The organism is Bacillus cereus group sp. BceL291, from assembly GCF_051776705.1.
Classification (GTDB): Bacteria; Bacillota; Bacilli; order Bacillales; family Bacillaceae_G; genus Bacillus_A; species Bacillus_A cereus.
On sequence record NZ_JBPWAP010000101.1, the window covers coordinates 1 to 13715 of the forward strand.

The following is a 13715-nucleotide window of genomic DNA, read 5'->3' on the forward strand; positions in this document are numbered from 1 at the left end:
TATCTAGCTTAATATACATACTAACCACCTCAGAGTCAGTATGGAGAATCCAATTGAAAATGTACATATTTATTCAAGCGTTAATGTACATATTTAAGTTAGCATTTATACTTTTCTATTAGTTTAAATATTTATTCCAATTAATTTACCATGTACATCTAAACGAACGTATATTTCCACTTTTAAAAGGTGAACATTGTATAAACGTTCTTTATATGTTGATATCTCAAAGGGTTTCCCATTTAATTCACACTCTAGATTAATCATATCTCCATGTTCTCTCCAATTTACTAATTTAGCAGTTGTAATCATGTATAATCCTCCTCTAAATTATCTTATGAAAAGCAGTAGAGACAAGTGTGAGAAATGAGTTTATAAAAAGAAAAGATACTATAGAAGGTCTTTCTTTGCCCTGAACTATCTTAATTAAAATACTATGTATCTGACTAATCCAACATTTTTTTACAAAGGGTTAAAGGAAAAACCGCTAAAATATGTTCTGAAAGTGTTTTATATAAGTTCTCAAATGGCCTCATCCTCTGTCATAAAAAGTTTTTATTGCAACCTTTATAATCTCATCTTGTTAATACTAAAGAATTAGGTATAGAATTATAGCCATGAATTCTTCTACTTGTACATATAATATTCTTTATATTGTTCGAAATTTTTTTTTTTGTTTGTCTTGATATTGTGGATGAATTTAATAATTTAGATGCTGTTTACTTTGGCATTTGTAATACGCCACGTTTCTTGAGTTCTCTATACAAACTACTCACATTGCACCTCAGTTTTTTTGCAATAGTTGGATATTCTTCTCCTTGATTAAATAATTGCACTGCTTTTTTACATTTTATATCCCATTTTTCTTCTGTCTTTTGCAATTTTTGAGTTTGTTTTTCAGCTATATTTTTTTCTAATTCAATACACTCTCTTTCTATTTTACACCTTTTGGCACAATACTGTTCTGCTTCTACTTGGAGCTTACAACACTCCTCCTGTAAACGGATCATTTGTACTTTTTTCGCAATTTCTCTCATATTGCACTCACCTCATTTTGTTCAACAAATCCTACCAGTACTTGAATCCCGCTGTGTTATTTGTATTTCAATCCTGCCTATAACCTTGCTATTGATGCTCACATTATCTTTATGACAGCTTTTAATTTACTATTTACATAAAAGTGTACAGTCTTTCACTTATATTCCTTAATTCTTAACTAAAAAGCTCGGCGAAAAATATAATTCCACTACATTTGTATTTTTCATTTCGAGTCCTATTCATCATAACGGACCTACGCATCAGAATTTTCCGTTTTTATTTCTATACAAATGTTACTGATGTGATAAAATAGTAAATGAAAAAGAGTATAGATTTAAAAAAAGCCAATTAAATTAAAAATTGGCTTTTTTCTTGGTAACAACTAAAACAAAACTCTGTTTAAATTTTTTATTAGCTGTGAGTTTTAAAGAAAAATTAATTTTGTTCTATTTTACATAATTAGAAACTAAGGCAAATCAATAATGTAAACAAAGAATATTCCTCATTTAACCTCTTCCTATACACAGCGAGAAAATCATATTTCCTTGCTTATAAATTGGAAAAATAACCTCTACGGATATTGAATAAAATAAATGCAGCTGCTCCATTCAATATCTGCTTTATTATAAAAATCATTTACTGTCTAGACTTTTCGTTTTAAATTACAAATAGATTTTTAAATTAAAAGTTTTTCTTAAATCTCTAAAAGAAGAAACAGGCTTTTTAGGATACAATAGTTATCATGCAATTTTCAATGCAATAAAAGCCTTGAATCAATACAAGGTTCAAGATGGATACACCTTTTTTATAATTAATCAACTAATTTTTCAATTGTAGGCATAACAGCAATTGGTGGTAATGATGCAGTCCAACCAACTGCATATACATTTAATTTTTCACCTAATTTGTATTGTTCGGCATTAGAAATAGGAACTCTTAAGATCTTATTCTGAGTAACTAACTCCCACCAATCATTTTGGTAAGCAAGTGCTTCATCCTTTGTAGAAGTGGACGCAACTACCAAATAATTGTTGTCTACCGAGATAACATATCCAGTAAAAGGCTCTTGTTCTTGTTTTTGGATAGAATGAATAGGCTTGCTGCTCACAAAATTCTGATTAGAATCTGCAAAAGCTGGTGTTAATCCGAAAGTAAATCCACAACCTAATGTTAAAGCTGTTACACTCATTACTAACCTTTGTTTTTTGGTAAACATACTATAAATCCCCCTTTTATTTTATCCGTACACTACCCACATTCTATTTACATATAAATAAAGCCTTTTAATATTATGATGTTTAACAAAGTTGTCACATTAATCCCATTAATGGTAATATCAACCATTAATGGGATTTGTTTTATGGTATAATTCACTAGGTGAACTATTATTGTTCCTTTCATCTCTTGATGAATGTATGCCCTTCCTTAGTTGTAAATATGTTTGATTCTATTGGTGAAGAGGGAAGATATCCCTCTTCTTTTTTTGTTCTCTTGAACTACTCACCACTTAACGTCCTTACAGACTGTTTTAAGTAGGAGCTTCCTGCGAACACCGATGTATCCAACAGTTATCTTAGCAGGATCTGCTCGTAGTCCCTACGGTGAAAACATAAGTATCTTGTACGTTGACTCAACACGCTTCCTACTTTAGCTTGGTTTTCGCAACTTCAGCAAACGTGTGGCGAAAGAACGTTGAAAATTTTACGGTTGCAACGTTTTTCTGCAACCAACCTTATATCCTCAGTTTTCAAAGAGCAATCTGTACAAGTATATGGTAGCAAACATGTTGAGTTATGCCAACCGACATTCATCACCCACCTAAAATTGGCGTTTTACACCTCCATATTTTTGAGGAAGGAGTCTTCTGTCGGAAAACGATAAAAAAGATATCCTAAGAGAGGATTCCTCCGACATAAACCCTTGATGTTTAACAATACGTAACGTCGTTAATAATATAAATACGATTTCTAATTTTCCTTCATACCCGAGGGCTGAGCGGCTAGCTGTTACTAGTTGCTCTTTTTTGTGAATTTCAATAAAAATGATATACATTATGTTTACGCTTGGTCTTTTTTATTTCTCAATAATTAGTACATAGAATTAAATTGAGGCTATTCCTATTATTTTAGTGACATTAATTTTCTCATATGCAAGTTTTTAAAAGGACCTGTCTCCCACATCAAGTTCCTTTTAATTTGTCAACTAAAAAATCCACGCTAAACTAGACTCATATACTCACACCATCCTTTCTAGACGAGCATAAGATGTACTAACGAACGAAAGGGGGTCATATTATGGGGTTTGGTTTTGGTGGAGGTTGTGACTTTAACAGATGTAATAGTCATAGAGAACAGCCTAGAAGAGAAGAAAATCGAAATAATAACAATAATAACGGTAGCCCAGAATTGTTACAATTTTTAAGAACATTAACTCCTGGAACTTGTTTGGTTATTCAGTACGATTGTCAACCGCCTACAAGTGCAACATTCCAAGGGTTCCAAGGTAACAATGTAATCATCCTTTCAGATTTTGATTGTTTCCCTGGCTTAGCACGTATTGCTATTAATAAAATTAACGTAGTTTCTGTAAATTCTCCTGATTGCAGCCGTTTCTGCTGTAAACGTAAAAAATGCGATCATCATCACAGTCTTTGTGATGAATACGAAATCTAAAGGTTAAAAAGAATTGAAAACAAATTCTTTTAATTTATAAGCTTACTTTTGCAAGAAAAACACCTATTCCTAAAAATAGGTGTTTTTCTTTTAGATTTTTTATTGAAATAAACAATAATTGTATAAAGACAATAAAGTTATTTAACTTTATTACCTAAAACAAGCATAACCCCATACTAAATTTAGGACGGGATTAAAATATAGTTATTTAATTTTCGATATAAGATACTTCACTGTACTCAAAAATATAACAATAAAGTCGTTTGAAAATCTAAGGTTTATTCAAAAAATAGCGCGCGATTCTGGAAGATTCCAAAAACGTTTATTTTTCTTTTAACATTGAATACTTTTGATAAGTTTTATAGAAGCTGATACCAACGAAAACAAGCATAAGGGCTGGAAGCAACCTCAAAAGGACAAATGGAGTTTCAAATATTAATGCTTTCCAAAACAATGAACCTTTCATACTCCAAAGACCTTCAGTTAAATATACACCTGAATTCTTGTAAAGCATATGAAAATAAGGCAATAACAGTATACCAATACCAGATGAATAACCCATCAATCTTTTATAGTAATTACTCTTTGATTGGCGATCCGAGAAGATTTCATTTTTATCATCATCTTCTTTTTGCCAATATCGAGTTCCACTAAGCCAGGGCCCCTTTATATAGTTCCAACCGAAATCTTCATATATCCCTCTGTAATCTTTAAACTTTTTCTTTGACAAATAATCTTGATAATCCAGTCGCATCACATATCTCTTGTCGGTTTTTTCGAGAGTGTATGTTCCTAATCCACTAATATTTGTACAACGATAGCCTTTTTGTAATTGCTCATTCAGCCATTGCTCCTCTTTTTCGATATCAAAAAATATCTTAGCTTTCTTCATTCGATTCACTTCCTTCGTACAGGGATAAAATATGTAATAGCCTATTTTGCTCCATTTTCAAAATGGCACTTCCTTCCGCAGTTATCATATAAACTTTTCTCCGACCTGACTCTCCAACAGATTTAATCCAACCATGCTTATTCAAATTTTCAATCGCACCGTATAATGTACCAGCTGCTAAAATAACAGTACCGTTACTTATCTTTTCTATCTTCTGCATTACGGCATAGCCATGGAGTGGCCCACGCATAGCTAATAAAATATAATGCATGGTTTCAGACAACGGTAATAATTTATGTTTCATATCCTCACCCTTTATTCAGTTCGACTATATAGTTCAACTTAATAATAACGTAATACAGTTCAACTGAATAGTCAACAAGATTTTCGAAATTAGTCAAAGGAACTTAAAATAAATAGCTTGATAACAAAGGGGAAATCAAGCTAAAAAGTCACTTTCCTTACGTAAGGGAAAGCGACTTTTTGTGTAGTCTTATTCAATTAAATTGCTCAATTGTTGAATAACATGACCAGCATTTTTTAAATAAATTTATTATGTTTTAAACGAATTTATTGTAAATTAAACAACTTTATTATCTCTGGACAATAATAACAAACCAATCGATAAATAAAAACATACAATACTGTAAGGGACAGCATCCAAGCGTTCCAAACACCCATGCCAAGAAATAAAACTACAAACTATTTCTTGGCCCCTTTTACATAAAAATAAAATAAATTTTTTCCAAAATGTACAAGCTTATTTACGCACTATTCATAACATACTATTAAGGATTCATTAATCCTTAAACTCCACCAATAGCTTCACCTATAATTTACTTTCATGTAACCTTTAATATATTTTTTGATATGTTAAAGAACAAAACTTATAATAACCCTTTTACTACCTCTTTATATGGACAAATTTGTTCATTTCTTCGTAAATTTGACTGACCGAGAAATCTTTAATTATATGCAACAAACCTTAATTAATATTCATTTACTTTTAGAAAGTTCAAAAAAATCACCTTTAAATTAAACAAGCATATAGTATTGTATGGAGATTCCCCGCTCATAGGAATCTACCTTTCTATATAAAAGCACACTAATAAGTGTGCTCTTTTTTATTTACCATAAAAAGAGAACTTTTTTTCACATTTCTATAAACATAAAAGAAAGAAATTTATAAATTCATTTATTGATTAAAAATAGGTGTTTTTCTTTATTAAATTAAACAATAATAATAAACCTTTTCTTCGTACAAACATATAATAATGTAAGGAACAGCATCCAAATGTTCCAAACACCCATGCCAAGAAATAAAACTACAAGCTATTTCTTGGCCCCTTTTACATAAAAAACAAAACTAATGTTCAAAATATATAAGCTGCTTCATACATTACAAAAATTAATTATTAGAGGCATTCTTAAAAAATATTCCTCTCTTTCTCAATACTATTTATGCTATATTTTTTATTCTATAATTCACTCATCTATTCTCTTCCCCAATCAAAGGTTATGAGAAAAAGAGGAATCACATTAGAATTAGTAAAAAATATAATATATTAGACCAATTTTTGCTCTACATAAAAAATTCACATAAAACTAGACTTATATCCCCTCACAATCCCTTTCAGACGAGCATAAGATGTATTAACGAACGAAAGGGGGTCATATTATGGGGTTTGGTTTTGGTGGAGGCTGTGACTTTAACAGATGTAATAGTCATAGAGAACAGCCTAGAAGAGAAGAAAATCAAAATAATAACAATAACGGTAGCCCAGAATTGCTACAATTTTTAAGATCATTAACTCCTGGAACTTGTCTTGTTATTCAGTACGATTGTCAACCGCCTACAAGTGCAACATTCCAAGGGTTCCAAGGTAACAATGTAATCATCCTTTCAGATTTTGATTGTTTCCCTGGCTTAGCACGTATTGCTATTAATAAAATTAACGTAGTTTCTGTAAACTCACCTGATTGTAGTAATTTCTGCTGCAAACGTAAGCATTGCAGAGACTGTGATCATGATTATGAGGTTTAGAAGAATAAAATTAAAATAATGAAATACCTTTCTTTTAATTTATAAGATCCTTTTGCAAGAAAACACCTATTTTCATTAATAGGTGTTTTTCTTTTCCATTCCAAGTATACATCTAGAAATTAATTTTTAATGTTTCTAAATTAGATTGATTCAGAAAACAAAAATTCTTTCAAAACAAAAAAAATAAAAAATGAATTAGTTACGTCAAACTAAAATTCATCTCTCACCTATCGTTGGATAATGCCCTTCACACACTTGAGGAAGGAGTCTTCTTGACTAAAATGATAAAAACATACACAACATATTGAGAAATAAATAACAAGATTACATATTCTTATTGTTAAACGTAAAATGTTTATGAGTCGAGTAGCAACTATTTTTAACCCTTAGATGAAAAATTTCTTAAGTAAAAATGTATGATGACTTATCTAATTTGTTATTCTATAACAAATACCTTTTGACAAATAAATTCATTTTAGATAACATAAAAAAGGAGTTGAGTGAGCCATACTCAATTCCTGCAGTAAAATCATTTGCCAACGAATACCTGGTAAAAGAATCCTTTATCATGTGGGGGATTCTTTTACTTATAGATAGGTTATTCTTGTTATAACAATTTTAATTTTATGTAATTTCCGCCTGGGCATACAGGCTTTTTTATTTGATAAAAATGAAAAATGTTTGCTATACTAAACGCACACAAATATATGCAAAATCACAAATAAAGTAAGGGCAGCCTGGCATAGCTGTCCTTACTTTATTTTTATTCCCTTAATCTACTATTTAGTTCAATTTATTTATAAACCTAACACACTAACAATTTGACATGATTTGGAATTTACAATATAATAGTACATCTCTAATCCTCTTCTTTCTGAGCGAAGAATCTTCCCACGCATCTTTGATAAATGCTGAGATACAGTTGATTGAGGAACTTCTAATAGCTCCGTTAACTGTGTTACATTACAAACTTTGCGACGTTCTAATTCTTTCACGATTTACAATCTAACTGGATGGGCCATAATCTTTAATAATTTTACATCCGCCTCTGGGATTTTGTACATTTCATTACTTACATGCATTGTTGTCATTTTTAATTTCTCTTTTTTAATTTCTTTTTTAATTTCTTTTTTATTTTTATTATCAATTTATAAGTATTATGTGTGTGTTTAAATTTATCGTTCATAATTACTGTACTGTTTTGTCTTTTGTCTTTCTGTTAGGTTTAATATATAGAAGTATTATGATGGCTAAAAACCCCACAAAAGATAGCATAGGTATTGAGATGAAACCAAATAAATTCAGGTAATCTTCTGTACAAGGGACTCCTACTGAACATATCTTCATCTCACTAGCAGGAAACGTTTGAATTGTAATTTGATATACAGATAACATTAAACCGATACACGCAAATGGGAATGCATACGTGCTGACATACGGATCTTTTCTATACATTCCTATCCCCAGTATTAAAACTAATGGATACATGGCCATTCTTTGATACCAGCACAAATCACATGGAGGCAGCTTCATCCATTCACTAAAAAACAAACTAATTAACATGGCACTAGTAGCTATCGTCCAAGCAATTGCAATGTGGTACTTACGAATTAATTCCATTTTATGTTCTCCTTACACGATTTAATTGCATGCTATACCCTTTTCTCAAGCATATATACTTCAATTTGTTTTCGATGTTCCCTGCTCATAAAATCTACTTCAAAAATAGATTTTCGATTCGCCATATCAAAAAACCTTTCGCTTACGTACTTTTCTAGGTCAGTTCCTTTTAAGTTCAACAAATCTTTTCTTGGTAAATACACGAATAACTCCTTATATGGCACTATATGCCCTGAAAACTGAACGTGTATGAAAGGCGTCCATTCAAACTCGCCCATCTCTCCAAAACCAAATATCCACTCTTGTCCGAGCAAAAAACCAATTAATCCGCTTTTTGTCATAGACTCAAACGTATATCCATCATCTATTGGTACAAAATTTGTACTTGCCTTTTGAATGAAATCTAGTAAAACATACTTATCAGAATCCATTGGCTTTCTTACTCGGTTTATTAACTGCTTCATTCTCGTACTTACTGTTTCTATTATTTTAGACTCATTTACTAGCACATAAATAATAGAATCTTTTGCTTGTTTTGTTCATCGAATGCGGACTGAAAATTCGCATGTGATAGCATCTCTCGTTGATATGTTTCATTCTGTAAAAATCTTAATATAGTTTCATGGCTGTATGCCGGTTCAACATGCGAAAGGCAATCTATGAGTTTTCGTAAAAAATCTTTTACATATTTATTTTCATCTTTAGAATAATCTGGACAATAAGTTCCGATATACTGAATACCTGGTGAATTAGAAAAACGAAAATACGGTTCTAAAGATTTAGTATCAAGCATTTGATACTACCTCACTTTTCTATTTAGAATGTAACTAACTTATTTCCATATTTGGAATAGCCTGTTTCTATTAATAGTATCCAATCATTTAAATCTTCCCAGTCATATCCCTTATCTTTTAACTCTGGTGGAAAGCAATTTTCAAAATCGTCACGCATTCTGTACATAGTTTCTAATGCTTTTTCTAGTGGAACGAATCCATATATAATATGTGTTTTCACTTGCTTGTTTTTTTCTGCTACAACCCAATATACATATCGTCGTTTCTTTGCTAAAACAAACTTCAAGAACCCTGGTATTTGACTCATCTACAACCTCACCTTTCAGTTTTCCTTACTCTTTTCTTTTACATATGAGTAAGGAAAACAGGTTTTTGCATTTTCAAAAAGTACATCATTAATGTTTGTTTTACTTCTATCTAGTAATGCATATGGATAAGCAGCTTGAAATGTCGGGATAAGTGAAGTATATCCTCGTAAAGCATTTGGATTTTGTTTATAAAGAGAGATAATTTCATCATCCATTTGAGCACCATGTTCGATTGTATCTACACCACCCTTTAAAGCAATCCTAACTCCTTCAGTGCTCTCTACATGAGCTGCAACCATCATTCCAATTTTATGTGCTTCTTTACAAATAGCTAAGACTTCTTCTTCAGTTAATTGAATTCTCCCTGCTTCGCCAATCGTTTTTGCATCGGTTACACCACCAATTACACAAATTTTAATTAAACCCACACCTTGGCGTACATTTTTACGTACATTCTTAACACCGTCCCAAGGACCGTCAGTCTCCAGTGCTAAATAGGGTGCACCATGGCCACCTGTAGCACTAATAAAGAAACCTGAGACCAATAAGTCGGGACCAATAACTTTTTCAGCCTGTATATCATCGCGTAGTTTCACATCTTGATAAAAAAATTCTCCAACAAAGCGCATTGTGGTTACACCAGATTTTAATGCAACTAGAGCATTTTTCTTCATTCTATTATAAATAAACTTTTTTCCGAATCTTGTATCCAATAACTTAATTCCAAAATTCAGCACATCTTCACTAAAAGATAGTCCTTTAGGGGTTCCATTAGAAAATAAATGTGCATGCGCATTTATAAGTCCTGGCATAACATATTGTTTTTTGATATCAATTTGTTCATAATCACTGGGGAGAATCATACCTTCAATATTTCTGATTTTTTCTATGACTCCTTCTTTATTGAAGAGAATAACCATGTTTTTTTCTGTTTTTCGATTCAAATCACCGTTTATAACTGTGCAATTCATTAATGCTGTTTTCTTTTTCATATCTTTATCATCCTCACCTGAAAAGTAATTTAATAATTTCAGTAAATAGACAAAAGTATAATTATGTTTTTTATATCCTCTTTTAATACACCTTATTCTTTTATAAGAGTTTCTCTTTAGTCTTCCAAATTTAATAAATCAAATTTCTATATGTGTAGCCATTACTTAATAAGGGTTGAATTGAAATAATGTATTACTATTAAAATTCGGAAGTTAAACGATAACTAAAAGAAAAATACCATTAGTAGCACCTCGTACAAAATTAGAGAGAAGTGTTTCTTTCATCTTTTCTACATGACTTATTACAATTATCAGAGTTATTTTCCGATGTTTTGTATGAATTGCATTAATTACTTTTCCAGTAACATAAATGGATAATAAGCTGTTTAAAACAATATCCCAATAAAAAAACAATCCAGAAATAACAACTATAATCGTGTTAAGTACGATTATAAATTTACCAAGCTGAATATTTTTTTCGTGAAAGTAACATACTGATAATATCAAATCCACCTGTTGAACCATCACAATTGAACACTATCCCAATACCAACCTCAGCAACTACACCACCAAATAATGATGAGAGTAGTACATGGTTTGTCACTGCATGTCATCATTACTTCTGTTGGAAAATCAGCTTTAGATAAGGACCTATCAATCGTTTCGCTGGCAATAAGCAAGTATTTTCTGAATCGATTAACCGATTAAGTTATTGAATGGATTAAGAATCTGGACGAAAAGAATAAAAACAACTCTCCCCTCCGGTAAAGCTTCATTGCGACTACTTTTCTGGGTTCTCCTCGCTGTCTGTATAGGTAATTTTAAGGAAAGACGGATTGGCCCTTTCTTTGATCATGACACTCTCATCTGCGTTACCTGACTGCTGTCGCCCAAATTAAACTTTTTCATTATAAACAGGCCTAGTCTATCCATAGGTGCGGGATTGTTTAGTGTTTACTTTTGATTTTTTACTCCCCATTCACATAACTCTTCTAAAATGGGTAACAGTGTTGCCGCTTTATCTGTGAGACTGTACTCAACTTTAGGGGGAATTTGAGGATACTCTTTTCTATTCACCATACCATCTGCTTCTAATTCTTTAAGTTGTGAACTCAATATTTTATAAGTAATAGCTCCTATCTGTCTTTTCAAATCATTAAAGCGAACTGGTTGGTTTTCTGCTAGGATGTAAATAATAACCATTTTCCATTTACCACCAATAATTGATAATGTATAACCAAACGGTGTATTTTTAATATTCTTAACTTTACCTTTGTATTCAGACATGCCCATATTTACACTATCCTTTCTGATAGTAACTATCAATAAAGTGCGTACTACTTTTTTATATGCTTTCATTCTATACTAACCTTACTAAAGGCAAAGGAGAGAAAGAAATGACTAATGTTAAAACCTACAATCACAATCTTTGGGATCACGGAATTACCCAGGGATACTCCGTAAACGGAACTATCTATATATCAGGGCAATTCTCCCATGACACAGAGGGCACGTTTGTTGGCAAAGACGATATCGAGGCACAGATCCTGCAAACACTGGAAAATCTCGATCGTGTGCTGGCGGGATTTAATGTTACGAGATCGAACCTCGCTTATGTGGAGATCTATTTGACAAACGCTCAAGAACATTCCGAGCAGGTCATACGGCTGTTCAAGGAATACGTAGGGAAACACCGTCCCGCTGGTAGTCTCATCGGGGTAACATATCTCGCGTTTCCTGAGCAATTGATTGAAATTAGTGCCGTCGCACACTCAGACTAACTCTGCTACTGTGGTCGCCGTAACAGCATCTTGGGAGTTCAGGTGCTAGCCTAGGCTATCTGTTGGTTAGGCAAGGATGTATGTGTCCTCTCTTATTTTAATTCTCTCATAAAATTCTAAATTATGCCTGATACTATAAATAGGCTGATGTAGCTTGATTTCACAGTGACATCTGTAATATTCTTTTCTCTTTCTCTGAGGGCTGAGCAGTTAACCTTTTTTAACGGCTCTTCTGTATTAAGCTGACAACAAATTTTAGGTATTATTTCTCCTCTATGCCATCTACTTTTAACCTAAGTATCCAACTCAAAGTGTTACCTCCTATTTTAAAGAGCACTTATGTATGGTTCTTTTTTTATGTTTAAATAAGGATTTTGTTCTGCTTTTTTATTCAAAACATATAAATAAAATGTAGTAAGTAATTATCTTGATCTGAAGTGACTTTTATTAAGGCGCCTATATAAAGTGCTCTTTTTTCATACATTGTTGTCTCAAATAACTATTTTGTTGAATTTCTCAATTCACAAAGTACTAACTTTATAAAATGAGTTTATACATTTTTATTGAATACATTTTAAGTTCTTATAGCATCAAATAATATAGGAGTTAATTAATATGTCAAGTAAACCGCTAGTTATAACGCTTCCTCCTATATCAAAAACTAAAATTACATTTTATTCCTCTTCTGACCAAGTAATTAATCACACTTTTTTAACAAATGAAACTTCAGAGCCTATCGCAACGTTTGCATATTGTCCTATAGACTTTGAAAGATTTGAAACTAAAAGAATGCCAGTCCTTATAAAATAATTGTTCATTCTCATTTACGAATAATCTTTTTTACATTACACATACTATCTACGAGTCAGCTTCCCATGGCTACACTCCAGACTGTTTAGGATCACGGCAGGTAACTTAGTCAGTTACCTGCCATTTTATGTTTAAGCCTATTTTTTGTACAACAAGCAGCTAGCTAATTACTTTGTTGTACTGAATGAATTTTTAATTTAGTTTTCTTTCCTGCATATTTTTTTGAATTCTGTTTATACTTTAGGTGTAACTTTTTGTTACAATATATACCGTATCCAGTGAAACTTCTACAATTGAGCAATTATGAAGTGACCCCTAAAAGTTAGACACGGTTATTTCATTAGGCAGCTTGATAAAAGTGAGTCCGGTATTGTACCGGGCTCATTTTTAATTTTGCCTTAATCCGTTTCGTATTATAATAATCTATATATTTTTCTAATTCTATTTTAAAGTGCTCTACATTTTCAAATTCTTTTATGTAGAGGAACTCCGACTTCATAATCCCAAAGAAATTTTCTATTACTGCGTTGTCGTAACAGTTTCCTTTTCGAGACATACTCTGGACGATAGCTCTTGATTCAAGTGTCCGGACGTACTGTCTCATTTGATAATGCCATCCTTGATCCGAATGCATCAGTAGCTGGTGGGTTTCGGGTAAACGTTCCAATGCTTTCTCTAACATGTCTGAAACAAGCGAATACGTCGGTCTAGAACCAATTGTATAGGTAATAATTTCACCATTATACAAATCTAATACAGGTGAT

15 protein-coding genes and 3 pseudogenes are annotated in these 13715 nt (G+C 31.9%); 4 read left to right on the top strand and 14 right to left on the bottom strand.

All coding sequences use genetic code 11. From position 1 onward, the window contains the following. Positions 1-123 precede the first annotated feature (123 nt). The 3 genes and pseudogenes from ACS2CR_RS30685 to ACS2CR_RS30695 all read right to left on the bottom strand — a co-directional run bounded on the left by ACS2CR_RS30685 (position 124) and on the right by ACS2CR_RS30695 (position 2254). Complete coding sequence (locus ACS2CR_RS30685; RefSeq protein WP_144489680.1) at positions 124-312, bottom strand: hypothetical protein; 189 nt, start codon at positions 310-312, stop codon at positions 124-126. Between the two features lie 315 nt (positions 313-627). Next, positions 628-1037 (bottom strand): annotated as a pseudogene (locus ACS2CR_RS30690) (hypothetical protein). Positions 1038-1849: 812 nt separating this feature from the next. Then, positions 1850-2254 (bottom strand): DUF3221 domain-containing protein, encoded by a 405-nt coding sequence (locus ACS2CR_RS30695; protein WP_153602969.1) that lies wholly within the window; start codon positions 2252-2254, stop codon positions 1850-1852. A gap of 1078 nt (positions 2255-3332) precedes the next feature. Here ACS2CR_RS30695 and ACS2CR_RS30700 point away from each other — a divergent pair. Continuing rightward, positions 3333-3710, top strand: coding sequence for a hypothetical protein (locus ACS2CR_RS30700; protein ID WP_153602967.1), 378 nt, complete (start codon positions 3333-3335; stop codon positions 3708-3710). 322 nt (positions 3711-4032) lie between these two features. Here ACS2CR_RS30700 and ACS2CR_RS30705 read toward each other — a convergent pair whose 3' ends face one another. Then, a complete protein-coding gene (locus tag ACS2CR_RS30705) occupies positions 4033-4602 on the bottom strand; it encodes a DUF2812 domain-containing protein (protein ID WP_153602965.1) in 570 nt (189 codons plus the stop codon). Continuing rightward, entirely contained in the window at positions 4589-4906 is a 318-nt protein-coding gene (locus ACS2CR_RS30710; protein WP_153602964.1) for a PadR family transcriptional regulator, read from the bottom strand. The genes ACS2CR_RS30705 and ACS2CR_RS30710 overlap by 14 nt, the downstream gene beginning before the upstream one ends. A 1374-nt stretch (positions 4907-6280) precedes the next feature. Between ACS2CR_RS30710 and ACS2CR_RS30715 the strand changes: the two genes are divergently transcribed. Continuing rightward, positions 6281-6646, top strand: a complete 366-nt coding sequence (locus ACS2CR_RS30715; protein WP_053514607.1) for a hypothetical protein — start codon at positions 6281-6283, stop codon at positions 6644-6646. Between the two features lie 797 nt (positions 6647-7443). Here the strand turns inward: ACS2CR_RS30715 and ACS2CR_RS30720 are convergent. From ACS2CR_RS30720 to ACS2CR_RS30755, 8 genes and pseudogenes are all read right to left on the bottom strand, one after another. After that, positions 7444-7737 (bottom strand): annotated as a pseudogene (locus tag ACS2CR_RS30720) (ArsR/SmtB family transcription factor). Positions 7738-7834: 97 nt separating this feature from the next. Further along, positions 7835-8266: a disulfide oxidoreductase gene (locus tag ACS2CR_RS30725; RefSeq protein WP_153602962.1), complete on the bottom strand. Its 432-nt coding sequence runs from the start codon at positions 8264-8266 to the stop codon at positions 7835-7837. Between the two features lie 32 nt (positions 8267-8298). After that, positions 8299-8730 (bottom strand): hypothetical protein, encoded by a 432-nt coding sequence (locus ACS2CR_RS30730; RefSeq protein WP_309567867.1) that lies wholly within the window; start codon positions 8728-8730, stop codon positions 8299-8301. Between the two features lie 38 nt (positions 8731-8768). Then, positions 8769-9059, bottom strand: coding sequence for a hypothetical protein (locus ACS2CR_RS30735; RefSeq protein WP_260857220.1), 291 nt, complete (start codon positions 9057-9059; stop codon positions 8769-8771). 23 nt (positions 9060-9082) lie between these two features. Next, a complete protein-coding gene (locus ACS2CR_RS30740; protein ID WP_144489728.1) occupies positions 9083-9367 on the bottom strand; it encodes a hypothetical protein in 285 nt (94 codons plus the stop codon). A 15-nt stretch (positions 9368-9382) separates the two neighbouring features. After that, positions 9383-10360 (bottom strand): amidohydrolase family protein, encoded by a 978-nt coding sequence (locus ACS2CR_RS30745; RefSeq protein WP_309567866.1) that lies wholly within the window; start codon positions 10358-10360, stop codon positions 9383-9385. Between the two features lie 243 nt (positions 10361-10603). Further along, positions 10604-10964: pseudogene (locus ACS2CR_RS30750) on the bottom strand (YitT family protein); the annotation flags it as partial. 350 nt (positions 10965-11314) lie between these two features. Continuing rightward, positions 11315-11653: a winged helix-turn-helix transcriptional regulator gene (locus tag ACS2CR_RS30755; protein WP_144489732.1), complete on the bottom strand. Its 339-nt coding sequence runs from the start codon at positions 11651-11653 to the stop codon at positions 11315-11317. A gap of 104 nt (positions 11654-11757) precedes the next feature. On the opposite strand from ACS2CR_RS30755, the gene ACS2CR_RS30760 reads away from it, so the two are divergent. Further along, the gene (locus ACS2CR_RS30760; protein ID WP_144489730.1) at positions 11758-12141 is read left to right on the top strand and encodes a RidA family protein; all 384 of its coding nucleotides are present in this window, start codon (positions 11758-11760) and stop codon (positions 12139-12141) included. A 615-nt stretch (positions 12142-12756) separates the two neighbouring features. Continuing rightward, positions 12757-12951, top strand: coding sequence for a hypothetical protein (locus ACS2CR_RS30765; RefSeq protein ID WP_153602960.1), 195 nt, complete (start codon positions 12757-12759; stop codon positions 12949-12951). Positions 12952-13291: 340 nt separating this feature from the next. Here the strand turns inward: ACS2CR_RS30765 and ACS2CR_RS30770 are convergent. After that, positions 13292-13715, bottom strand: a 424-nt coding sequence (locus ACS2CR_RS30770; protein WP_438906128.1) for an IS3 family transposase, incomplete at its 5' end; no start/stop codon positions are given.